We start from the raw sequence: 22,724 nt of genomic DNA, 5'->3' as shown, positions 1-22,724 counted from the left end.
CGTGAGCCGCTATCTGCTGCTCGCTGGCCGGAGCCGTGCGCGCGGCCTGCCGGACGCCAAGCTGATCCTCCTCACTGAATTCAGGCACCGATCTCGGTGCCTTTGGCATGGGGTAGCTCGCCGCTATCGGCGGCCAATAAGGCGCGCTTTGGCGCTGCGGAGGATGACATGAGTCTCGATATAGGTTTCGGCGTTCTTCTTGACGCAACCACCATGGGCTCGGGCACGGGCAACTATGATTCCTTCCTGCGCCTGCAGGCGACAGGTGTCGAGGAAGGATTCAATACCGACCAGAACGGGAACGTTCTCGACGACAAGTCGTCGTTCACCCACAGCCTGCAATATGGCGACATTCAGTCGATCAATGTCGGTGGAACCAATTACGTCGAGTTTCGGCTCGACCTTAACGAAAGCAACAACGCCACTAACGGCGAAATCACGCTGACTGACCTGAGGGTCTATATCTCAGGCGCCGATGCCACGCTTGCCGACTACAATGCGGGCTTCGCCGGTTTCACGTCGATCTTCAACCTCGACGATTCCAATCCGCAATTGTTGATCGATTCCAATCACGGATCGGGAACTGACGACTACCGGATCCTGATCCCGGTCAGCCTCTTCCAAGCGGCCGGCGCGACTGCCGATTCCTATGTGACGCTCTATTCAAGCTTCTCGGGCTCGAACGGCGGCTTCGAGGAATGGCGCACGATCACGACGAGCGGCGTTACCGAAGACAATCCGGCAATTGCCATCGATAAGGTGACGGTGGATGGAGCGGTATCGGGAGATGGCTTAACCATATTGGCCAATGAGGACATTTCCTGGCAATACACGGTTACCAACACCGGCAACGTAGCCTTGTCGAATGTGCTGGTGACAGACGATCAAGGTGTGTCCGTCACCGGGGTTCCTGGAGCCGACAACGTTCACAACATCGGCGATATCAACAATAACAACCTGCTCGACGTCGGCGAGGTCTGGACCTTCACCGGGTCCGGCACCTCCATCAAGGACGGCTACTCTAATATCGGCAGCGTCTCCGCTTCAGCCAATGGCACCACCGTGACCGACACCGATGGTTCCAGCTATTTCGGCGCCGATCCCGAGATCGCCATCAACAAGGTGACGGTGGACGACGGGACAAAGGGCGACGGCCTCAACATTCTGTCGGGCGAAGCAATCTCTTGGGAGTACACCGTCACCAATGTTGGCAATGTCGCCCTGTCGGGCGTGACGGTGACCGACAGCGATGCTGGTGTGGCACCGGTAGCTGTGCTTGGGACCGACAATGTCCATAACATTGGCGACACCAACGATGACGGCAAGCTCGATCTCGGCGAGGCTTGGATCTACACGGCCAGTGGTGTCGCGGGCAAGGGCTCCTATAGCAACATCGGGTCGGCCTCGGGTTCATTCACCGACGACGCCGGCCACACCAGGACCGACACCGAGACTGACGCTTCCAGTTACTTCGGCGCAGATCCTCACATCACCCTCGACAAGAAGACCAACGGCGTCGATCACGGCCTCAACATCTTTCAAGGTCAGGCGGTCACCTGGACCTACGACGTCACTAACGACGGTAACGTCGCGCTCGCCAACGTGGTCGTCAAGGACGACAACGGTACTCCCGGCAACACCGCCGACGATTTCAATGCGACGGCGATCACCAGCGGCGGCCTCAACACCGGCGACACCAATTTCAATGGGCTATTCGATCCCGGCGAGACCTGGCACTATCAGGCAACCGGCACGACGCAACTGGGCAGCTACACTAACATTGCGACAGCCACGACGGACCCATACACCGACACAGCCGGCCATCCGCGCAAGCCGAGCGCCACGGACAGCAGCGACTATGAGGGCTTCTCGAACAAAGCGCTGACGCAGGGCTTCTGGGGAAGTCACTCCGACGCCTGGGACAATGTCGCTAACAACGAAGGCAATCCGACCAAAAGCGCCGTCGCAAGCGGCGTTCTGTCGAATCTCGACATTAATCCGCGCACGGATGGCTATCTGCTCTTGGGCGACAGCAACCACAACGGCATCGCGGATGATGACCACGATCTACTGATCTCGATCAGCTTGGCAAAATCGATCGAATCCGCGTCGACCAGCGGCGATGCCCGCCTGATCATGCTACAGCAGGCAATCGCCGCGCAGCTCAACATCGACAACGGCGTTGCCCAACCCAATAACCTCATCGACGAAGCGGTGATGTGGCTGAAGGGGCAGGGCGCTTGGGCCGGTCTCGGCGTCAATGTCGATGCCAACAGCGACGGCATAGTCGACCAGAACGGCTCAGCGCTAGCCGGCAGTTCTGTAAAGACCAGCACCAATGCTTGGGCCAAATATGTCGACGTTACCGACGCCAGCACAGGCATCACGGACTGGAACGGGGGCAAGGAAGCCGACGGCGAAGGCCTGAAGAACGCCCTGATGTGGTTCAATCAGGGCCAGTTGGTGACCTCCGGCCCGAGCGGCCACGTCGCCTGGTTCAACGGCAGCAACATTGTCGACGAGCATCCCAATACGCTCGACCAGTTCTGGGCGACCCTCCATGAGGTGGGCGGGCTGACGGGCATCAGCTGAGCGGTGTGATCTAATCGGGCCTAGTGAAAAACCGCCATGGCAACAAACGGCGTGCTCGGCACAGGGCAGGCGAGGACGAGGCTGGCAGGCCTCCTCCTTCTCATCCTTGGCGTGGTGATTGTTGCGCGCGGATCGCTCTCAGGGGGCACGGTGTTGGGCGCAACAGCGGTCACCGCCTTCGGCGGTCTGGTTCTGTTTCGCGCGCGCCCTAACTACGTCAGTGGGCGCCAAGCCGCTGCCAACGTCGGCGCCAGCGCTCGCCCGGCCGCAAAACCCGCCAGGCGCCCGCAGCGCTCGGAACTTGCCGAAGCGCTTCGCGCTTGCTGCTCCGCTTTCGTTGCGGTCGGACTGTTCAGCGGCATACTCAACGTTCTGATGCTCGCCGGCTCGCTCTATATGCTCGAGGTCTACGACCGCGTGCTGCCGAGCCGCAGCGTGCCGACACTTGTAGGCCTCTCCATCCTGCTCCTTGTTCTTTATAGCGGGCAAGGTGTGCTCGAATTCGTGCGCGGACGTGTGCTGGTCCGCATCGGCGGCGCGCTCGACGAAGCGCTCGGCGGCCGCGTCTATCAATCAATTCTGCGCCTGCCTCTCAAGACGGGCCGCAACGGCGATAGCTTGCAGCCGATGCGCGATCTGGACAGCATCCGCGTCTTCCTGTCGGGCAGTGGGCCGACGGCGCTTTTCGACCTGCCCTGGCTACCGCTCTACCTCTTCATCATCTTCATGTTCCACTGGCTGCTCGGCGTGACGGCGCTGGTCGGCGCGATCGTGCTGGTCGCGCTCACGATCATGGCCGAACGGCTGACGCGAAAGCCGGTTTCGTCGGGAACGTGGAGCGGCATTCGTCGCAACGGCCTTGTCAGCGCCGCCAATCGCAACGCCGAGGTCGTTGCCGCCATGGGGATGGCCGGCGGTCTTACCGCGCGGTGGGAAGATGCCAACCTCGATTACATCGCCGAGCAGCGCAAGGTGAGCGATGTGGCGGGCGGCTTCGGCGCGATATCGAGGGTCCTGCGTATGCTGCTGCAGTCGTCAATGCTCGGTCTCGGCGCCTGGCTGGTCATCGAGGGGCAGGCAACGGCGGGCATCATCATCACCGCCTCCATACTTAGCGGCCGCGCGCTGGCGCCGGTCGATCTTGCGATTGCCAATTGGAAGGGCTTTGTCACCGCGCGCCAGGGCTGGCAGCGGCTGAACAGGGTGCTCGCGGCGCTGCCGGCTGAAGCCGAGCCGATGTTGCTGCCGCCACCGAGCGCGAATGTCAGCATGCACAATGTCGGGGTCGCCGCACCGGGCACCCAGCGGTTGCTGGTCCAGGATGTGGGCTTTGCCTTGGAGGCTGGTCATGGCGTCGGGATCATTGGACCAAGCGGGTCGGGGAAGTCCACGCTGGTCCGCGCGCTTGTCGGCGCCTGGCTTCCGGCCATCGGCAGAGTAAAGCTGGACGGCGCCGACCTCGATCAATGGTCGCAGGCCGAGCGCGGCCGCCACATCGGATACTTGCCACAGGATGTGGAGCTTTTTGCTGGGACGGTAGCGGAGAACATCGCCCGCTTTGAGCCCGACGCCGATGCGGGCGCCATCATCGCCGCGGCGAAAGCGGCTGGCGCGCACGAGCTCATCGTCGGTTTCCGCGAAGGCTACGAGACTGAGATCGGCGAACATGGCGAGGCGCTCTCGGCCGGTCAGCGCCAGCGCATCGCGCTGGCGCGCGCGCTCTATCGCGATCCTTTCCTCGTGGTCCTGGACGAGCCGAATTCCAACCTCGACATGGATGGCGAGCAGGCGCTGATCAAAGCGATGCTGGCTGTGCGCGAACGGGGCGGGGTTGTGGTGATCGTCGCGCACCGGCCGAACGTACTGGCGGCTGTCGATTTCGTGCTGGCCATGAATCAGGGACGCGTCCATGCTTTCGGGCCGAAGGACGAGGTTTTCGCCAAGATGTTTCCGACCTTGCGGCCCGTGCCATCCGGCGCCCCGCAACTGAGAGTGGCTTCCGAAGGTCCTCATCTTGCTGTGGCCGACGGAACCGAGGCAGCGCGCTGACATGGCCACGCCTGGTGCCTCCCATTTATCCATCCGCTTCTACACGCGGCTCGGCGTCGGCATGGTGATCTTGCTTGCCGGTGGCATTGGTGGCTGGGCGACGGTCACTGAGATCGCCGGCGCGGTCATCGCCCCCGGCACCCTGGTTGTCGATTCCCATGTCAAGGACGTACAGCATTCCACCGGCGGCATAGTTGCGGAGATCGATGCCCGGGACGGCGATCATGTGAAAGCCGGCGACCTTTTGCTTAGTCTCGACCGCACCGTGCCGGCAGCCAATCTTGGCGTGGTGAGCAAGGCGCTCGACCAGCTTGCCGCACGCAAGGCGCGCCTCGATTCGGAGCGCCGCGGCAGCGACGCCATCATATTCCCGAACGATCTTCTGGACCGCGTTACTGATCCTGACGTCGCCGAGGCGGTGGCCGGCGAAAAGCAGCATTTCGAGACGCGGCGCACATCCCGCGCCGGCCAGAAGAGCCAGTTGGAGGAACGCATCGCTCAGCTGGAAAAGGAGATCGCCGGCGACACGGCGCAGGCGGAGGCAAAGAGCAAGGAGATAGAGCTGGTGCAGAAGGAGCTCGCTTCGGTGCGAACGCTTTGGGCCAAGAAGCTCATCTCGATCGACCGGCTGACCCAGACCGAGCGAGAGGCCACGCGCCTCGACGGTGAGCACGGCCAGCTTATTGCGGCCCAGGCTCAGGCGCAGGGGCGGATCGCCGAGATCAAGCTGCAGATCATCCAGATAGATCTCGACCTCAGCACAGAAGTGAACAAGGATCTGCGCGATGTCGATGGCCAGATGGGCGAGCTTTTGGAGCGCAAGGTCGCCGCCGAGGACCAACTGAAGCGGGTCGACATCCGCGCGCCGCAGGACGGTGTCGTGCAGCAGTCGATCGCCTATACGATTGGCGGCGTGGTGAAACCGGGTGAGACGATCATGCAGGTCGTGCCTGACAATGACAGCCTTGCGGTGGAAGCCAAGATCGCGCCGAGCGACATCGACCAGCTGTGGGTCGGCCAGCCCGCTTCGCTGCGCTTTTCGGCCTTGAACCAGCGCACCACACCGCAAATCGACGGTGTGGTCGAACGGACCTCTCCCGACATCACCACCGACCAACGCACGGGCGTCAGCTACTACACTGTGCGCATCACCACCACTGCTGCGGAGGTCGCGCGCCTCGGCGAGGTCAAGCTGGTGCCCGGCATGCCGGTGGAATCCTTCATCAGAACCGAGGACCGCTCGGTGATGTCTTATCTGGTCAAGCCGCTACAGGATCAGATCAGCCGGGCGTTCCGGCAGTAGCGGCCGCAATTATCGAGCGGCAAGAAAAAGCCCGCCGAAGCGGGCTTTTGAGATACTGGCTGGAGGCCTTTGCTTAGTTGAACTTGTACTTGGCGTCGATGCGCACGGTGTGGAAGGACGGAGTCGCCGTCGCGGTACCGCTCGGGATCGGGAATGCGTCCGAGAAGTCTTCCTTCTCGAACTGCGAGTAACGGTATTCGATGCCGACGGTCATCTTATCCGACAGGGCCGTTTCCAAGCCCGCGCCGACCGAGAAGCCGCTGGAGCCCCAATCGACGTCGAGCGGTGCCGGAGCATCGAGCTTGAAGTGCTGCCAGCTATAGCCTGCGAGGGCATAAGCCAGGGTCGCCTCGTTGACCTTCATGCCGATACGGCCGAGCACGTCGAAACCATAGTCGGCGTTGAGGCTGATCGAGTCGACACCGCCCAGGATGCCACCCAGATCAAGCTTCGACTTGATGCCGGAGAGACGCGCGTCAACCAAGCCGCCGATCACCCAGCTGCCCATGTCCTGGTCGTAGCCGACGCTGGCTTCGCCGAACACGCCTTCGCCGCCGAGGCCGTTGAACTTGGCGCCGCCCAGCGGCGGAATCTCGATCTGGTGGACAACCGCACCGGCGCCGAGCCCGCCGCCGACATAGAAGCCGGTCCAGTTGTAGGAAGGCGTCTCGAAGCTGGCGCCGCCGCCATCATTGGCATTGAAGCGGTAGCTGGCGGCAACCTCGAAGGTATGGCGCGAGGTATCGAGATTGAGCGTGCCGTCCGGTGCCCCGAACTGGGAAAGCAGGTCGTCCTTCGTGCTGAAGCGTGTGTAGCGATACTCGCCCTTGAGGGTCCAGTTGCTGTTGATCGCCGTTTCGACACCGGCGCCGACGAAATAGCCGCCCTGATCCCAATCCATGCCGAAGCCGGCATTGGTGTCGAGCTTGTACTTCTGCCAGGCGTAGCCGCCAAGAACATAGCCCAGCGTGCTCGGCGTCAGCAGGTAACCGGCGCGCACGCCGACGTCGAAGCCATAGGTTTCCTTGATGTCCGCGCTCAGGCCAGCGAGGTCAAGCGAAGTCTTGATCGTGCCGACATGCGCGTCAATCAGGCCGCCGAGCAGGAAGCGTGGCGAGACCATATAGTCGTAGCCGACAGTCGCCTGGCCGTAGACGCCTTCGCCACCGATGCCGTTGAGCGAAACGCCGGGAGCGAAATCGCTGCTGAGCTTGTGAACATTGGCGCCGGCGCCGACGCCGAAGCCGACATAGACGCCGCTCCAGTTGAAGCCGGGAGCCGCGTGCTCCTGGACGACGTCGGCGGCCTGCGCGGCCGATATCAAAGCGACGGCCGAGACGGCGCCCAGCAGAACGGATTTCGCGGAAAGACGAAGAAACATAGCCGATAACCCCAAGTTAAAACCCGGCGATGTTCTAGCAGGGGTTGTCGAAATTTGTGGTGGCAGAAATGCCACACCCATGAGCAAACTCCCGTAACGGCAGGTGTAAATCCCGTGCGCACCCAGAAAAGGTCGGTTTGGCTGCGGATCGACGCCTTCTGGTCCGACCACTTGTCCGGCGCTGGACTAGGCGCGAGAAATGACCCTTGCGCGATGTCGGCCTCAAGGCTACTCTCCCTTTGAGAAAACCTTTTCCCAAGCCGCTGTTTCGACATCCGCCCCCCGGTCCGAATGCAGCAGGTTCCTGTGAGAAAAGGTTTTCTCAGCTTGGGAGGTCCCGCGCCGAAAAATGGTTTCAGACGCCGAATCAGCGCCTGTCTTTGCCAAGCCGCCGGTCACGCTGCGCGAGGTGGCGGCAGCGGCCGGCGTCAGCGTGGCGACGGCGTCCAAGGCGCTGAACGGGCAGGGGCGCATGACGGCGGAGACGCGCGAGCGCATCCGCGAGACGGCCAGGCATCTCGGCTTCCGGCCGAACAGTCTGGCGCAGAGCCTGTTGCGCAAGCGCTCCTTCACCGTCGGCCTGCTCACCAACGACACATACGGTCGCTTCTCGCTGCCGCTGATGGCCGGCGTTTCGGATGCGCTGGTCGACAAGGGCGTCTCGGTGTTCCTGTGCAATGTCGAGGACGATCAGCGACTCGGCCAGTTGCATGTCGAGGCCATGCTCGACAAGCGCGTCGACGGCATCATCGCGACCGGAAAACGCATCGACCGCCATCTGCCGGTCGATCTCTCCGACCTGCGCATTCCGGTTGTCTATGCCTTCACCCAGCCCGATCCCGGCGCGGTCGGCCTGGTCTCCGACGACGCCGGCGGCGCGCGGCTGGCGGTCGAGCATTTCTTGCGGCTCGGGCGCCGGCGCATCGCCCATGTCACCGGCCCGGCGAGCTTCGCGGTGGTGCACGCGCGGGCGGAGGCCTGGCGCGACGTCCTGAAGGAGAACGGCTTGGCCGTCGGCGAGCCGCTGCTCGGCGCGTGGTCGGAGGGCTGGGGACACGAGGCGGTCGAAAAAGTGTTCGGCCAGGCGGGCAGGGAAGGGTGGCCGGATGCCGTCTTCTGCGGCAACGACCAGATCGCGCGCGGCGTCATCGACGCGTTGCGCGAGCGCGGCATCCGCGTGCCCGACGATGTCGGCGTCATCGGCTTCGACAATTGGGAGATCGTGGCCGAGGCGACGCGCCCGCCGCTCACCTCCGTCGACATGAATTTGGCGAGCCTCGGCCGCGAGGCCGGGCTTGCCTTGCTTTCGCTCGTCGATGGCCAGCCGGCCGCGCCGGGCATCAGGAAACTGCCGTGCCGGCTGGTGGTGCGTCAGTCATGCGGCAGTCCGCCGGGATGAAGCAACAAGGCCGTGCGTCCGCATCCGCCGGGCGGCGTGGCCAAAACAGGGAGGAGAACCATGAGGAGGAGTAACGTGAAGACCATGCTTGCCAAGCTGATGTTTGCCGCGGCCGTCATCGGCGGCGGCCTGCAGGCGGCGTCCGCCGAGACCGCCAACATCTGGGTGCGCGCCGACGGCTCGAACTTCATGCCGCGCATCGTCGACGCCTTCAACAAGGCGCATAAGGACCAGATCAAGCTCGACATCATCCCCAATGCCGAGATCATCCCGAAATACGGCGCCGCCGCCGCCGGCGGGACCGCGCCCGACGCGCTCTCGCTCGACCTGATCTACACGCCGTCCTTCGCCGCCGCCGGCCAGCTGGAGGACATCACCGACTGGGCGAAATCCTTGCCCTGTTTTTCGAGCCTTTCGCCGGCGCATGTGAAGACCGGCACCTATAAGGACCGCATCTACGGCCTGCCTTTCTCGGCCGACGCCTCGGTGCTGATCTGGAACAAGAAGCTGTTCAAGCAGGCGGGGCTGGATCCGGAGAAGGGGCCCACCAACTGGGCCGAGATTGAAGCCGACGCCGAAAAGGTCAACGCGCTCGGCGGCGACATCAAGGGTTTCTACTTCTCCGGCAATTGCGGCGGCTGCAACATCTTCACCTTCACGCCGCTGATCTGGGCCTCGGGCGGCGACATCCTGTCGGAGGACGGCTCGAAGGCGACGCTCGACAGTCCGCAGCTGCGCGGCGCCATCGACCTCTACCGCTCGATGGTCAAGAAGGGCCTGGTGCCCGAGGGCGCGCAGACCGACACCGGCGCCAACTTCTTCGCCGCCTTCGCCGGCGGCAAGATCGGCATCTCGCCCTCCGGCGCCTTCGCCATCGGTGCGCTCAACACGCAATATCCGGACGTCGACTACGGCATCACCTTCCTGCCGGGCAAGGATGGCGGCTGGTCATCCTTCGCCGGCGGCGACAATTTCGTCGTCACCAAGGGCACCAAGAAGATCGCCGTGGTGAAGGAGTTCCTGGACTTCGCCTATTCGCTGGAGGGCCAGATCATCCTCGCCAAATATGGCAGCCTGCCGGTGCGAAACGACATCGCCAAGGACGCGCTAAAGGATCTCGACCCGCGCTACCAGGTGGCGGCCGAGGCGATGGCCAAGGGCAAGACTCCTTATTCGGTGGTGTTCAACGACCTGATCAACTCCGCCAACGGCCCGTGGACGCAGATGATCAACGAGGTGTTCTTCGGCGACGATGTCGACGGCGCCATCGCCAATGCGCAGGAGACGATGCAGTCGATCATCGACCAGGCGCCGAACAAGTAGACACCTGGGCCTATAGCCGGCGAGGATCGCGCAACGCCCCGCCGCCAAGGCTCCGGCCGGCCGCCCGCCCCGTCTCCCTGGCCGGGCGGCCGGGATGATGCATCGCTGAACGGCAGGGACTGACGCGTTGAGAAAGCTCACTCACCAATTTGAGGCGCCGCGAGGTTCGCTCCTCCTTCTCCCCCTGTGGGAGAAGGTGGATCGGCGCGCAGCGCCGAGACGGATGAGGGGTGCTCCAGGGAACGCCGGCGTCTCACTCCGCTGGAACACCCCTCATCCGGCCGCTTCGCAGCCACCTTCCCCTACAAGGGGGGAAGGGGAGGCTCGACCATGACCGCCATCGCCGTCACCTCCGCTCCCGCCCGTTCACGCGCCACCAGCCTGCGGCAGTGGGTGGGGCTGCTCTATGTGCTGCCGGCCGTCGCTTTCGTCACTGTCTTCTTCGTCATCCCGCTCGGCATGACGGCGTGGATGTCGCTCCACAACTGGCCGCTGATGGGCGAGCATTCCTTCATCGGCTTCGACAATTATTTCGCCATCCTGCGCGATACGCGGTTCTGGAACGCGCTCAAATTCACCTTCTACTACACGGTGATCGTCACCATCGCGATCTTCGCCGTCGCCTTCCCGCTGGCGATCTTCATCGAAAAACCGCGCCCGCTGACCAACCTTTACCGCACTGCCTTTTTCATGCCGGCGGTGGTGGGTTTCGCCTCGGCAAGCCTGCTCTGGTCCTGGCTGCTCAACGTCGATTCCGGCCTGTTCAGCCCGGCCGTCTTCGATCTCGGCCTGACCGGCAAGAAGATCAATCTTCTCGCCACGTTCCAGCCGGCCTTCTGGTCGATCATCGCCATGGTGGTCTGGAAGGTGGCCGGCTTCACCATGATCATCCTGATGACCGGGCTGCAGTCGATCCCGCAGGATCTGCAGGAGGCCGCCGTCATCGACGGGGCAGGGCCGTTTGCAAGATTCCGGGCGATCACCTTGCCCTTGATGCGCCGCACGCTGGCGCTGGCGCTGATCCTGTCGGTCGCCGGCTCGATCCTCGCCTTCGACCAGTTCTACATCATCCTGCGCGGCGGTCCCCGCAACCAGACGCTGACGGCGGTCTACTGGATCTTCAACCAGTCCTTCGTCTCGTTCAAGCTCGGCTACGGCGCGGCGCTTTCGATGGTGCTGCTGGTCATCCTGGTGGCGCTCAGCCTCATCCAGCTCTGGCTGCTGCGCAAACCCGAGGGGCTCGACTGATGGCCGAGGCGATGTCGCAGACCCGCAAAGTCGGCTTCAGCCTGGCCAGGCATTCCACCGGCATCATCGCATCGGTGCTGTTCCTGGCGCCGATCGTGTGGACCGTGCTGTCGACCTTCAAGCCGGCGCAGGAGGCGCGCCAGCCGCCGCTGCCGCCGTGGCCGACCACCGGCTTCTCGGTAGAGAACTACGAGACGCTGAACTCCTTCGGCGACGGGCTCTGGGCCTCGGCGCAGAACAGCATCTATGTCTCGGTGATGACGGTGCTGCTCTCGGTGCTGGTCAGCGTGCTCGCCGGCTACGGCTTCTCGCGCTTCCGCTTTCCGTTCCGGGACTTCTTCTTCGTCCTCATCCTGTCGACGATCATGATCCCGTTCCAGTCGATCCTGACGCCGATCTTCCTGGTGCTGACGAGGCTGGGTCTCCATAACACGCTGACCGGGCTGGTCTGCGTCTATGTCACGCTGCAGCTTCCCTTCTCGATCTTCATGATGCGCAACGCCTTCGACGCCGTGCCGCGCGAGATCGAGGAGGCGGCGCGCATGGATGGCGCCAACAATGTCACCATGCTGATCAAAGTCATGCTGCCGCTGGTCTGGCCGGGCGTCGTCACCATCGCGCTGTTCGCCTTCCTCGGCGCCTGGAACGAGTTCCTGGCGGCGCTCGTGCTGATGACCGACCAGTCCAAATTCACGCTGCCGGTGATGATGACCGCGCTTCAGTCCGGCCGCTTCGGCGCCATCGACTGGGGCGCAGTGCAGGCGGGCGTCACGGTGATGATGGTGCCTTGCCTGATCCTGTTCCTTGCGCTGCAGCGCTTCTACATCCGCGGCCTCATGGCCGGGGCCGTCAAGTAATTCGAATGGAGTGAAATCATGACCGTATCCCAGCCCGCCACAGCGACCGGCGCCTCCGCCAGGCCGAATCTTGCCTTCCGGCCGTTGCCGGTGCCGCAGGTCGATGTCCGCGGCTTCTGGGGCGACCGTGTCGATGCGGTTGCCGCCAGGACCGCCGGCATCCTCTATGACCGCTGTGTCGAGGCGCGCATGCTGGAGCAGATCGATCCGGACGTGCCGTCGCCGGGCGTCGTCATTCCTTTCCATGTCAGCGACGGCTTCACCGCGCGCACGGTGACGACGCAGATGTTCTGGGATTCCGATTGGGGCAAGACGATCGAGACCGCCGCCTATTCGCTCTACCGCCGCCGCAATGCCGATCTCGAAAAGAAGATCGACGCCGTCATCGACATGTACGGCAAGCTGCAGCAGCAGGACGGCTATCTGTCGAGCTGGTACCAGCGCATCCAGCCCGGCCTGCGCTGGACGAACCTGCGCGACTGCCACGAACTCTACTGCGCCGGCCATCTGATCGAGGGCGCCGTCGCCTACTACCAGGCGACCGGCAAGCGCAAGCTGCTCGACATCATGTGCCGCTATGCCGACCACATCGCCGACACCTTTGGTCCGGAGCCCGGCAAGCGGAAGGGCTATTGCGGCCACGAGGAGATCGAGCTTGCGCTGGTCCGGTTGGCGCGCGCCACTGGCAACGATAGATATATGAAGCTGGCTAAGTACTTCATCGACCAGCGCGGCCAGCAGCCACACTACTTCGACGAGGAGGCGCTGGCGCGCGGCGCCGACCCCAAGGACTTCCACTTCAAGACCTACGAATACAACCAGTCGCACAAGCCGGTGCGCGAGCAGGACAAGGTCGTCGGACATGCGGTGAGGGCGATGTATCTCTATTCGGGTATGGCCGACATCGCCACCGAATATGGCGACGACACCCTCAAGGTCGCGCTTGAGCGGCTCTGGGACGATCTCACCACCAAAAGCCTTTACGTCACCGGCGGGCTCGGCCCGTCGAAAGACAATGAGGGCTTCACCAACGACTACGATTTGCCCAACGAAACCGCCTATGCCGAGACCTGCGCGTCGGTCGGCCTGGTGTTCTGGGCAAGCCGCATGCTGGGTATGGGCCCAAACGCCCGCTACGCCGACATGATGGAGCGCGCGCTCTACAACGGCTCGATCTCAGGATTGTCGCTCGACGGCTCGCTGTTCTTCTACGAGAACCCGCTGGAGAGCCGCGGCGGCCATCATCGCTGGAAGTGGCACCGCTGCCCGTGCTGCCCGCCCAATATCGGCCGCATGGTGGCATCCATCGGCTCCTATTTCTACGGCCTCGCCGACGACGCGCTGGCGGTCCATCTTTATGGCGATTCGACCGCCCGTTTCGAAATAGCCGGCCGGCAAGTTACGCTGGTTCAGACCAGCAACTATCCGTGGCACGGCGCGGTCGCGATCGAGGTCGGGCCAGAGGCGCCGGTTGCGTTCACGCTTCACCTGCGCGTGCCTGCCTGGTGCCGCAAGGCGGCACTGCGGGTCAACGGCAAGCTCGTCGGTCTCGAAGCCGCGACGGTCGACGGCTATGCCGCGATCCGCCGCGAATGGCGCCAGGGCGACAAGGTCGAGCTCGACCTCGAAATGTCGATGGCGCGCCTCTTTGCCAACCCGCAGGTGCGCCAGGACATCGGCCGCGTGGCGCTGGCGCGCGGCCCGTTGATCTACTGCGTCGAGGAGACCGACAATGGCGGCGGGCTGCACCGCATCGCCCTGCCGCGCACGGCCAGGCTCGAGGCGCATCCCGAGCCGAACCTGCTCGGCGGCGTCGTCACCCTTTCGGCCAGCGGCAACCGGGCCGAGACGGAGAACTGGGGCGCCGATCTCTACCGCCCCGAGCCGCCGGCGATGCAGGAGATCACGCTCAAGGCGGTTCCCTATTTCGCCTGGGACAATCGCGACCCCGGCGAGATGCTGGTCTGGCTGAGGGAAGGGTAGGGCGGACCGCCGCTACAGATGCACGTAAGCCGTCAGCGGCAGGTGATCGGAGGCAACGCGCGACAGCGGCGTGTCATGCGCCTCGACGCCTGAAACCAAATCGTGCCGGTTGCCCATGATGCGGTCGAGCGCCAGCACCGGCAGGCCCGATGGGAAAGTCGGCACCGCCGGCGGCGTCGGCCCGAAGGTCGTGTGCAGCGTGTTCAGCGCCGAGCGGTTGCCGAGCCGCCATTCGTTGAGGTCGCCGAGCAGGAGCGTCGGCCTTTCGTCGGCGCTGCTCATGATGTCGAGCACGACGCGGGCCTGCTCGGAGCGCGAGCGGCGCAATAGGCCGAGATGGGCGGCAATCACGCGCAGCGACCGTTTCTCGTCGATATCGATTTCGGCGACCAGCGCGCCGCGCGGCTCCAGTCCCGGCAGCTTGAGCTGGTGGACGTCGCGCACGGTGCCGCGCTTGAACAGAAGCACGTTGCCGCGCCAGCCGTGTCCCTTGCCGTTTCCGGTGACCGGCACCGGCACCAGCCCCGTTTCCAGTTCCAGCCGGGCAAGGTCGAGCAGCCCGGCCCGGTCGCCGAACCGGTTGTCGGCTTCCTGCAGGGCGATCACGTCGGGACTGATCTCGCGGATGACGCGCGCCGTCCTGGCGGGGTCGAACCTGCGATCCGTGCCGATGCATTTGTGGACGTTGTAGGAGGCGACGACGATTTCGGTGTCGTTGACCCGCTTGCGCGGCGTCGCCTTCGCCTTGCGCGCATTTCTGGCGCGGATCGACAACAGCACGGTCTCCGGCAAGCTGCGTCCTTTGATGTCGTCTATCTCCATGATCCTGCTGCTCGATTTCCTGCTCTAAAGATAGGGCGATCCCAGCCACAGCAAACGGTCGAAGACGCGGATTACGAATGGTCTTGCCTTCAGCGTCTGCAATGTCACCGGCTGCGCGGTGGAGATGGCGGCGCCGATGCGGGCGTCGATCTCGGCGGCGAAGTTTTGATCCAGGACTTCCATGTCGATCTCGAAATTCAGCCTCAGCGAACGGGCGTCCAGATTGGAGGAGCCGACATAGGCCCACACGCCGTCGATCGCCATCAGCTTCGAATGGTCGAACGCGCCTTCATGGCGCCAGACGCGGCAATAATGCTTCAAAACCTGGTCGAACTGCGCCGTCATCGCATGGTCGACGAGGAAAAGGTTGTTCACCGCCGGCACGACGATGTCGATTTCGACGCCGCGCCGGCCGGCCGTGGTCAATGCGCTGATGAATTCCCGGTCCGGCAAAAAATAGGGCGACATGATCCGGATCGATTTGCGGGCGACCGAAAATGCACCCATCAAAAGCTTGAGATTGGTTTCGTTGGACGCGTCCGGCCCGGTCGCGACCGCGCGCACCAGCATCGGCTGCCCCGGCGGCGGTGCGACGCGCTCGACCTGCCAGGGTCCGTCCTTTAAGGCCTCGTTGCCGGCAAAGCGCCAGTCCTCGGCGGCAACCGAGAACAGGTCGGCCACAACCGGCCCGGTGACCTCGAAATGGGTGTCGCGCGAACTGTCTGAGCCGGCGAATTCGGCCGAGAATCCCTTGCGGATGTTCATGCCTCCCGTGAACGCCACCGTGCCGTCGACGACCAGGATCTTCCTGTGGGTCCTGAGATTCGCATAGGGAAGTCTCAGGCCCATGACGATGTTGCCGTTGAAGAGATCGACTGGCACATCGGCTTCCCTGAGCTGTTTCAGGATGCTGGGCACCGAGTAGCGTACGCCGACCGCGTCGATCAGCACGCGCACGGCGATGCCGCGCTTGACGGCATTGCCGAGCGACTGAACGAACAGCGCCCCGACCGCGTCATTGTCGAAAATATAGGTTTCCAGAAGGACGCTTCTTTGCGCGGCGTCAATTGCCCGGCACATCGCGGTGTAGGCTTCGTCGCCGGTCTTGAGCACCGCGATGGTGTTTCCGGAGGTCAGCGGACGCCGCGCCACTCTGTCGCCAAGCGTCTTCAGCCCGGTGAAGCGCTGGCCGTATTCGGCGTTGATCAGGGCTTCCAGCGCGATGTCGCGGTCATGCCTGGCGGCGGCGGCCTCGGGCGAGCCCGGCCGCATGGCGCTGATCGTCGCGCGGCGGATGCGGTTAATGCCGGCGATGGCGTAGATGATCGCGCCGAGGAAAGGCGACAAGAGCATCACGCCGACCCAGCCGGTGGCGGCGCGCACGTCTTCCTTCGTCATGATGGCATGGACGATGCCCACCGCCGCCATCGCCAGCGAGAGGACCAGGATAAGCGTCGACCAGTGACTCGCAATCGTCTCGAACATCGGCTCGACTATTGTGCGACCCGGCGCGGAAGGCAATGCGGGCGGGTCATTCCGCGCTCATTCGGTCGCCCGAAATCTGGCGGCAAGAACCGCGGTCATTCGATCTGCCAGATCCGCAATCGGCCCCGCCTTTTCCCAGGCATAGATCGAGACCGCCATCGATGGCTCGGCGCCGAACGCCGCATAGGGCTGGACATGACGCCCGGCCACCGTGCTTTTTGGCAGCAGCGACAGGCCGAGCCCGGCTTCCACGCCCACCAGTACATTGCGCAGGCTGCTGCCGGAGAACGCTATGTACCAGCGGCGTTGCTCGCGCTCGATCCGCTCGAACATGGCCTCGCGATAGAGCCCGCCGGGCGGGAAGGCGACGAGCGGGATGGGATCGGCCCAATCGGACTGCCGGTCAGCGCTTTCGAACCACGCCATGGGTTCGGGAAAACTCGCCCGGCAGTCGAGTTCGGCGGTCGCCTCCTTGACCACCACGATGTCGAACTCGCCGGCGCGATAGCGCCGCGTAAGATCGCGGCTCAAGCCGGCGGTGACGTCCAGCCGCGCCGCGCGGTTGCCCCTGGCGAAACCGCCGAACACGTCCGCCATCTGTGAATTGACGATATCCTCAGGCACGCCGATCCGCACCGGCGCAGTGCCGGCTGGATCGCCAAGCGCCGTTTCCGCCTCGTGCTGCAAGGCAAGGATGCGCCGCGCATAGCCGAGCAGGCGTTCGCCCGCGGCCGTCGGCTGGATCGGCCTCGTGTCGCGGTCGATCAGGCTTTGGTCAACCGCGTCCTCCAGCCTGGCAAGCTGCTGGCTGATCGTCGACTGCGTCATATTGAGCCGCTCCGCCGCCTGCGTGAAGCTGCCGGCGTCGGCAATCGCGATGAAGGAACGCAGAAGGCGCGGATCGAGCATCGTTCCAATTTCCTCCGTGCGGCCATTTAAAATCATAATGGGATGGATGCATACATTTAATTTCTAAATGCAGCTGCCAGACCCTATCTGGACGTGCGGGCAGGCCATGCATTGGCCGCGGGAGCCAGGAATGCGTCGTCTCTTTTTGGCCTTTGCCTTGTTTGCGTTCGCGTCCGTTCCGGCGATCGCATCAGGAGAAACCATGCGCACCACCCCTTTGCATGCCGCGGCGGCTGCCGGCGACGTTGACGCCATAGGCAGGCTTTTGTCGCAAGGCGCCGCGATCGACGCGCGCGACGGCACCGGCGCCACGCCGCTGCTCGTTGCCACGCACGACAACAGAGTTGCCGCGGCAGGAGCGCTGATCGCGGCCGGCGCGGATGTCAACGCCAAGGACAATATCGAGGACAGCCCATTCCTCTACGCCGGCGCGCGTGGGCATCTGGAGATCCTCAAGCTGACGCTCGGGCATGCCGCCGACCTCAAGAGCATCAACCGCTATGGCGGCACCGCACTCATCCCGGCTTCCGAGCGCCATGTCGAGACCGTGCGCACGCTGATCCAGGCCGGCGTCGATGTCGACCATGTCAACAAGCTCGGTTGGACCGCGCTGCTCGAGGCGATCATCCTCGGCGACGGCGGCGAGCGCCACCAGCAGATCGTCGAATTGCTGGTCAAGGCCGGAGCCGACGTCGATCTGGCCGACGGCGATGGCGTGACGCCGCTGCGGCACGCGCGCGACCGCGGCTTCAGGGAGATCGAGAAGCTCCTCCTGGCTGCCGGCGCGGGCTGAGAGAAGTGGCCAGCGCCATGAGCGGACAGAAAGGTAGCGAGGCGGCTTCCAGCCGTTTCCTCATGCTTGCCGTTGTGGCCCTGGTCGGGCTCAATCTCAGGCCATTCATCACCGGCATCGGCCCGCTGGCCGCGGCGGTGCGGGCCGAGACGGGCCTTGGCGCACAGGGCATCGCGCTGCTGACGCTGGTGCCGATGCTGCTGATGGGGATTTTCGCCTTTGCCGGCCCGTCCTTGCAGGCACGCATCGGCGCAAGCCGGGCGGTCATAGCGGCGCTCGCCATCCTCGCGCTTGCATCTGTCCTGCGCCTTTTCGTGTCGACGGGCTTGGAGATGGTGGGCACCGCCGCACTGCTCGGGCTTGGTGCGGCTGTTGTGCAGGCCGTGTTTCCAGGCATCGTCAAGCGCCAATTCCCCCGTCATGTGAGCCTCGTGATGGGGCTTTATTCATCGATGCTGATGGGCGGCGGCGCCCTCGGCGCGCAACTTGCGCCGCTCATCGCCACGGCCTCGGGCGACTGGCATTTCGGCCTCGCCTGGATGGCGCTGCCGGCATTGGTGGCGGTGGCGCTCGCCGCAGCCTGCCGGCCGCGCGACATCGCCCACCCGCAAGGCGGGAGCGCGGTGACGAGCTTGCTCAAGCGGCCCCGCACCTGGCTGCTGATGGCCAGCTTCGGCCTCGTCAATGGCGGCTACTCGACCTCGGTGGCATGGCTCGCACCCTACTATCAGGAGCAGGGCTGGACCAGCGCTTCCAGCGGGGGCCTGCTGGCGGTCATGGCTGTGGGGCAGGCACTCTCGGCCCTGCTCCTGCCGGCCCTTGCCGGCAAACGCCCGGACCGCAGGCCATGGCTCTGGCTGACCTTGGCCATGCAGGCGGCCGGTTTCGCAGGGCTGCTCCTGCAGCCCGAAACCGTGCCCTTCGTCCTCGCGCTCCTGCTGGGGGCGGGGCTTGGCGGCTCCTTCTCGCTCACCATGATCGTCGCGCTAGAACATCTGCCGGACCCGGCGGAGGCCGGCGCGCTCTCGGCCATGATGCAAGGCGGCGGCTTTCTCATTGCCGCGATCCCGCCCTGGATCGTCGCGGTGCTGCACGACATGACCGGCGGTTTCCACGCCGGCTGGCTGCTGCATCTCGCCTGCATCGCCGTCGTGACGGTGCTGACCTTCCGTCTCGCGCCCGACAGCTACGGGCAGGCCATGAGGCTGCCTGCCGTCAACGCTGGCGTAGCTTCGCCCACGGTGTGACCCAACCGTCCACCCGCGGCTTTGGCGTTTGTGGTTATGCTGTCAGCCATCGGTCGAGATGGTTACGGCCCTCCAGGCTTCGATCTCTTGCTGCAGGCGCTGGATACGCTCGGACACGAGCCTGAGGGCGTCGCTGCCAAGCAGGAGTTGCGGCGGCGGGGCTTCGGATTCCACCAAAGCCAATACGGCCTTCGCAAGCTTGTCGGAATCGCCAAGCTGTTTGCCGTTTTTCGCCTGCCGGGCCTCCCGGATCGGATCGAACAGCGCATCGTAATCCGAGATGGACCTTTCGGTCCGGGACCATGGAGCGCCCGGCCCAGTCCGTCCGAAAGGAGCCGGGGCATACCGCCGTAACGCGAACGCCGAACGGGGCCATTTCCGAACGCATCACCTCCGATATGCCCTGGAGCGCGAACTTGCTGCCGCAGTAGTAAGCAATGCCCGGCATCGTGATCATGCCGCCCATCGACGTGACATTGACGATGAAGCCCCGGCGCCGCTCGCGAAACCTGGGAAGAAACGCCTTGGCGACCGCGACGGCACCGAAGACGTTCACGTCGAACTGACGCCGCATCTCTTCTAGCGGCGACTCTTCAAGCACGCCCTCATGGCCGTAGCCGGCATTGTTGATCAGGACGTCGACAGGCCCGTGCTCTTCCTCTGCCTGCGCGACGACGTCCGGCACGCGATCGAACTCCGTGACATCGCAGATGACGGTCCGGATCGCGGAGAGGGATCTTCGAAGTGCCGCGCGCGACGTCTCGGACCGGACGGTGCCAACGACCGTATGGCCCGCCTGGATGGCGGCGGAAGCGATGGCGAGGCCAAAGCCGGAATTGGCGCCGGTGATGAAAAAGGTCTTTTTAGCCATGGTCTGCGGTCCTTCATTGATGGAGTGCGCCTTGGCAAATAGTATGCGGCGATGGCATCATCGATTGCGATTCATATGAATGACTTGCCAAATCCTATTGGAACGGACGCCGGGCGAAGGCGGGACCTTGTCGATCTCGCCGGAACTCTCGCCGAACGCATTGGATACAACGCGACCGCGATCGAGAGCGTGCGGGTGCTCCGGACGGAGGCCGTGTTCCATGACGTCCCCGTGCTTTATGAGCCGGGCGCGGTGTTCGTCCTGCAGGGGAGCAAGCGAGGCATGCTCGAGCGGGAGGTCTACCTGTACGATGAAGAGCATTATCTGGCGGTGTCGGTGCCTGTGCCGTTTCGAATGGAGTCGACGGCCAGCCCCGATCGCCCGCTGCTTGCGGTCTATGTCGAATTCGACATGCGGCTGGCGGCGGACATCGCCGCGCGGCTGGAGACGCGTTCCATTGTGGGAAGCGACAGGCCGCGAAGTCTCGTATCGAGCAAGATCGGGCCCGACATCGAGGATGTCCTGCTGCGCCTGCTGAAGGCCCTTCGCGACCCTGTCGAGACCGCCATTCTTGGATCAAGCCTTCTGCGCGAGCTGCATTACCGGGTCCTGATTGGCCCGCAAGGCGGCGCGATGACCGCGGCCTTGCTGCAAAGGGGCAGGTCGGGAAGGATCGTGCGGAGCCTCGCATGGCTGCGGGAAAACTACAGCTCCGAAATCTCGGTCGCCGATCTGGCGGGAGAAGCAGGCATGAGCGTGCCTTCCTATCACGTTCATTTCAAGGAGATGACCGGAAGCAGCCCGATGCAGTATGTGAAGGCGATGCGGCTCCACGAGGCAAGACTGATGATGGCGCGCAAGGGCACGATCGCTCAGGCCGCGGCTTCCGTCGGCTATCAGAGCGCGGCTCAGTTCAGCCGCGACTTCAAGCGGCATTTCGGACGCACGGCTTCTGAAGAAATGAACTGGGTCCGTCGCCACCTGGGCGATCTTGCCTGGGTGGAATAGTCTGCCATTGGCGCTCGACCGGGGGCCTAAGTCCTCCTGAAGAAACCCGACAGAATGTTCGGGCCCGCTTCTCCGGGCCGCAGCCTGATCCCGTCTTCGAAACAGTTCAGCGTCACGCATTCGAAGCCGCTATGCACCAGCCGCGCCACCAGCGAGTCACGGTCGAAGTGGTGCAGGTGCTCGTCGGGCAGACGCATGCGCCACTTGGCGAACCATGCGTCGCCGTCGGCGCGCCCCCGGAATCCCTTACATCGTCAATGACATGCAGCTACGGTCCTGAGCGCTTCGGCGCGGGAAGGCGCGGGCAGATTCCCGATCCGTCGAACAGAAGCGTAGAACCTCGGATAGTCGCCTGAGCACAAGTCGAACAAGCGAAGGAACGCTGGAACCTCTTCGCCGTAGACGGCGGTCGCTGCCAACTTCGCGTTGTTGATCGGACTATCGAACCAGGCGTCGTATCCGCGATATCCACCCCAGCGCTTGTCGCGCATCTGCCGGTAGCGCATCCGCAGCCTGTCGATCGTGGCGGCTTTGGCGGCAGCCATCTGCTCCGGGCCACGCGGACTTCCATAGACCTGCCTCAGCTCGTCCCGGGTTTTCGCTATCAATCCGAGAAAATCTGCCTTGCGCTTGCGATCGATTTCGTAGCTGCGCAATCCGGCGCGATTGCCGGTGGCGGCGAGCCATTTCTTCGTGCCGGTGGTTTCGACGGTAACCGCGAAAGCCTCGTTGAACGCGGAGTCGCCATTCACATAGATCTTCTGATGCGCCAACTCATGGAAGATGAGGCTTGCGAGATAGGTGTCGTTCTGGCGCAGCATGGTGCTGAGCAGCGGGTCGCTGAACCAGCCCAGCGTGGAATAGGCTGTGATGCCCGTCACATAGACGTCCAGCCCCTGTCGCTGCAGCGCAGCGGCATTTTCGAGCGCGTCCTTGCGAGAAAAATAACCCTTGTAGGGAACGCAGCCGAACACCGGAAAGCACCATGTTACCGGCGCGAGCGAGAATTGCGGCGCGGCAAAGACCGCCAAGGTCACATCGTTGCGACCGACGTCGACATAGCTGCGGTAGCTGCTGTTGTCGGGCAGCGCCAGCTCTTCCGTGGCAAAGCGACGGATGGCGCTGGCCGACGTCAGCTTGGCGCGCAACGCCTTGGGCGTAGAGGGATCGCGGATCAGCTTCGCGACATTCTTGCGCGCGGCCATGATCTCGACATGGCCTTCCAACGATTGCGCATAATAGGAGATGCTGGTGCACCCGGTCACACCGAACACCAAGATCGCCGCGGCAAGCAATCGAAAAACGCGCTTCAAAGCCTGCTCACCGCCGTTCATCTCCCATGGAGCGAATGTCTCCATTTGCTCCATGTCTCAAACAGGCGGACCTGCTTCGTCAAGACCAGGGAACGCTGCAACCTAACTTTCGATCCGACGTTCGGGGTCCGACCATTTGCC

17 protein-coding genes and 1 pseudogene are annotated in these 22,724 nt (G+C 63.9%); 11 read left to right on the top strand and 7 right to left on the bottom strand.

What is annotated here, in order from left to right:
- Positions 1-96 precede the first annotated feature (96 nt).
- From FJW06_RS11980 to FJW06_RS11970, 3 genes are read left to right on the top strand one after another with little or no spacing between them, the layout of a single operon-like run.
- On the top strand, positions 97-2,592 hold the full coding sequence (locus FJW06_RS11980) for a hypothetical protein (RefSeq protein ID WP_140751814.1): 2,496 nt from the start codon (positions 97-99) through the stop codon (positions 2,590-2,592).
- 36 nt (positions 2,593-2,628) lie between these two features.
- Positions 2,629-4,641, top strand: coding sequence for a type I secretion system permease/ATPase (locus FJW06_RS11975; RefSeq protein ID WP_140751812.1), 2,013 nt, complete (start codon positions 2,629-2,631; stop codon positions 4,639-4,641).
- 1 nt (position 4,642) lies between these two features.
- Positions 4,643-5,944 (top strand): HlyD family type I secretion periplasmic adaptor subunit, encoded by a 1,302-nt coding sequence (locus FJW06_RS11970; protein ID WP_140751810.1) that lies wholly within the window; start codon positions 4,643-4,645, stop codon positions 5,942-5,944.
- A 73-nt stretch (positions 5,945-6,017) separates the two neighbouring features.
- On the opposite strand, the gene FJW06_RS11965 is transcribed toward FJW06_RS11970, so the two are convergent.
- Positions 6,018-7,325, bottom strand: coding sequence for an outer membrane beta-barrel protein (locus tag FJW06_RS11965; protein WP_140751808.1), 1,308 nt, complete (start codon positions 7,323-7,325; stop codon positions 6,018-6,020).
- A gap of 349 nt (positions 7,326-7,674) precedes the next feature.
- Between FJW06_RS11965 and FJW06_RS11960 the strand changes: the two genes are divergently transcribed.
- The 5 genes from FJW06_RS11960 to FJW06_RS11940 all read left to right on the top strand — a co-directional run bounded on the left by FJW06_RS11960 (position 7,675) and on the right by FJW06_RS11940 (position 14,135).
- The gene (locus tag FJW06_RS11960; protein WP_140751806.1) at positions 7,675-8,724 is read left to right on the top strand and encodes a LacI family DNA-binding transcriptional regulator; all 1,050 of its coding nucleotides are present in this window, start codon (positions 7,675-7,677) and stop codon (positions 8,722-8,724) included.
- Between the two features lie 84 nt (positions 8,725-8,808).
- The gene (locus FJW06_RS11955; protein WP_181178267.1) at positions 8,809-10,047 is read left to right on the top strand and encodes a sugar ABC transporter substrate-binding protein; all 1,239 of its coding nucleotides are present in this window, start codon (positions 8,809-8,811) and stop codon (positions 10,045-10,047) included.
- Between the two features lie 330 nt (positions 10,048-10,377).
- Positions 10,378-11,295 carry a sugar ABC transporter permease gene (locus tag FJW06_RS11950; RefSeq protein ID WP_140751802.1) on the top strand — a complete coding sequence of 306 codons (918 nt, stop codon included), beginning with the start codon at positions 10,378-10,380 and terminating at the stop codon, positions 11,293-11,295.
- Positions 11,295-12,152 (top strand): carbohydrate ABC transporter permease, encoded by an 858-nt coding sequence (locus FJW06_RS11945; RefSeq protein WP_140751800.1) that lies wholly within the window; start codon positions 11,295-11,297, stop codon positions 12,150-12,152. The genes FJW06_RS11950 and FJW06_RS11945 overlap by 1 nt, the downstream gene beginning before the upstream one ends.
- An 18-nt stretch (positions 12,153-12,170) precedes the next feature.
- Positions 12,171-14,135 carry a glycoside hydrolase family 127 protein gene (locus FJW06_RS11940; protein ID WP_140751798.1) on the top strand — a complete coding sequence of 655 codons (1,965 nt, stop codon included), beginning with the start codon at positions 12,171-12,173 and terminating at the stop codon, positions 14,133-14,135.
- Positions 14,136-14,147: 12 nt separating this feature from the next.
- Here FJW06_RS11940 and FJW06_RS11935 read toward each other — a convergent pair whose 3' ends face one another.
- Genes FJW06_RS11935 through FJW06_RS11925 form a run of 3 tightly spaced genes read right to left on the bottom strand, consistent with a single transcriptional unit; the run spans position 14,148 to position 17,351 of the window.
- Positions 14,148-14,957, bottom strand: a complete 810-nt coding sequence (locus FJW06_RS11935) for an endonuclease/exonuclease/phosphatase family protein (RefSeq protein ID WP_181178247.1) — start codon at positions 14,955-14,957, stop codon at positions 14,148-14,150.
- 24 nt (positions 14,958-14,981) lie between these two features.
- A complete protein-coding gene (locus FJW06_RS11930) occupies positions 14,982-16,442 on the bottom strand; it encodes a phospholipase D-like domain-containing protein (RefSeq protein WP_140751796.1) in 1,461 nt (486 codons plus the stop codon).
- A 57-nt stretch (positions 16,443-16,499) separates the two neighbouring features.
- Positions 16,500-17,351: a LysR family transcriptional regulator gene (locus FJW06_RS11925; RefSeq protein ID WP_140751794.1), complete on the bottom strand. Its 852-nt coding sequence runs from the start codon at positions 17,349-17,351 to the stop codon at positions 16,500-16,502.
- Between the two features lie 202 nt (positions 17,352-17,553).
- Here FJW06_RS11925 and FJW06_RS11920 point away from each other — a divergent pair, with 202 nt between their 5' ends.
- Both FJW06_RS11920 and FJW06_RS11915 read left to right on the top strand, forming a co-directional pair.
- Positions 17,554-18,144, top strand: a complete 591-nt coding sequence (locus FJW06_RS11920) for an ankyrin repeat domain-containing protein (RefSeq protein ID WP_246674585.1) — start codon at positions 17,554-17,556, stop codon at positions 18,142-18,144.
- A 17-nt stretch (positions 18,145-18,161) separates the two neighbouring features.
- A complete protein-coding gene (locus FJW06_RS11915; protein WP_140751790.1) occupies positions 18,162-19,391 on the top strand; it encodes a cyanate transporter in 1,230 nt (409 codons plus the stop codon).
- Positions 19,392-19,433: 42 nt separating this feature from the next.
- Here FJW06_RS11915 and FJW06_RS11910 read toward each other — a convergent pair.
- Positions 19,434-20,262, bottom strand: a pseudogene (locus FJW06_RS11910) (oxidoreductase).
- A gap of 51 nt (positions 20,263-20,313) precedes the next feature.
- On the opposite strand from FJW06_RS11910, the gene FJW06_RS11905 reads away from it, so the two are divergent.
- Complete coding sequence (locus FJW06_RS11905; protein ID WP_246674584.1) at positions 20,314-21,270, top strand: AraC family transcriptional regulator; 957 nt, start codon at positions 20,314-20,316, stop codon at positions 21,268-21,270.
- Positions 21,271-21,296: 26 nt separating this feature from the next.
- Here the strand turns inward: FJW06_RS11905 and FJW06_RS11900 are convergent, their stop codons facing one another.
- Together FJW06_RS11900 and FJW06_RS11895 are read right to left on the bottom strand one after the other, a co-directional pair.
- Positions 21,297-21,467: a hypothetical protein gene (locus FJW06_RS11900; RefSeq protein ID WP_246674583.1), complete on the bottom strand. Its 171-nt coding sequence runs from the start codon at positions 21,465-21,467 to the stop codon at positions 21,297-21,299.
- Positions 21,468-21,524: 57 nt separating this feature from the next.
- Positions 21,525-22,604 (bottom strand): aminopeptidase, encoded by a 1,080-nt coding sequence (locus FJW06_RS11895; protein WP_140752084.1) that lies wholly within the window; start codon positions 22,602-22,604, stop codon positions 21,525-21,527.
- Between the last annotated feature and the right edge of the window lie 120 nt (positions 22,605-22,724).

The organism is Mesorhizobium sp. B4-1-3, assembly GCF_006439355.1.
Classification (GTDB): domain Bacteria; phylum Pseudomonadota; class Alphaproteobacteria; order Rhizobiales; family Rhizobiaceae; genus Mesorhizobium.
This window is presented reverse-complemented; position numbering and strand designations above follow the sequence as displayed.

Bases quoted from the DNA above. Each gene is read 5' to 3' on its own strand.
- FJW06_RS11975 (WP_140751812.1), top strand. From the start codon at position 2,629: ATGGCAACAAACGGCGTGCTCGGCACAGGGCAGGCGAGGACGAGGCTG.
- FJW06_RS11970 (WP_140751810.1), top strand. From the start codon at position 4,643: ATGGCCACGCCTGGTGCCTCCCATTTATCCATCCGCTTCTACACGCGG.
- FJW06_RS11965 (WP_140751808.1), bottom strand. From the start codon at position 7,325: ATGTTTCTTCGTCTTTCCGCGAAATCCGTTCTGCTGGGCGCCGTCTCG.
- FJW06_RS11960 (WP_140751806.1), top strand. From the start codon at position 7,675: ATGGTTTCAGACGCCGAATCAGCGCCTGTCTTTGCCAAGCCGCCGGTC.
- FJW06_RS11955 (WP_181178267.1), top strand. From the start codon at position 8,809: ATGCTTGCCAAGCTGATGTTTGCCGCGGCCGTCATCGGCGGCGGCCTG.
- FJW06_RS11950 (WP_140751802.1), top strand. From the start codon at position 10,378: ATGACCGCCATCGCCGTCACCTCCGCTCCCGCCCGTTCACGCGCCACC.
- FJW06_RS11945 (WP_140751800.1), top strand. From the start codon at position 11,295: ATGGCCGAGGCGATGTCGCAGACCCGCAAAGTCGGCTTCAGCCTGGCC.
- FJW06_RS11940 (WP_140751798.1), top strand. From the start codon at position 12,171: ATGACCGTATCCCAGCCCGCCACAGCGACCGGCGCCTCCGCCAGGCCG.
- FJW06_RS11935 (WP_181178247.1), bottom strand. From the start codon at position 14,957: ATGGAGATAGACGACATCAAAGGACGCAGCTTGCCGGAGACCGTGCTG.
- FJW06_RS11930 (WP_140751796.1), bottom strand. From the start codon at position 16,442: ATGTTCGAGACGATTGCGAGTCACTGGTCGACGCTTATCCTGGTCCTC.
- FJW06_RS11925 (WP_140751794.1), bottom strand. From the start codon at position 17,351: ATGCTCGATCCGCGCCTTCTGCGTTCCTTCATCGCGATTGCCGACGCC.
- FJW06_RS11920 (WP_246674585.1), top strand. From the start codon at position 17,554: ATGCGCACCACCCCTTTGCATGCCGCGGCGGCTGCCGGCGACGTTGAC.
- FJW06_RS11915 (WP_140751790.1), top strand. From the start codon at position 18,162: ATGAGCGGACAGAAAGGTAGCGAGGCGGCTTCCAGCCGTTTCCTCATG.
- FJW06_RS11905 (WP_246674584.1), top strand. From the start codon at position 20,314: ATGGCATCATCGATTGCGATTCATATGAATGACTTGCCAAATCCTATT.
- FJW06_RS11900 (WP_246674583.1), bottom strand. From the start codon at position 21,467: ATGCGTCTGCCCGACGAGCACCTGCACCACTTCGACCGTGACTCGCTG.
- FJW06_RS11895 (WP_140752084.1), bottom strand. From the start codon at position 22,604: ATGAACGGCGGTGAGCAGGCTTTGAAGCGCGTTTTTCGATTGCTTGCC.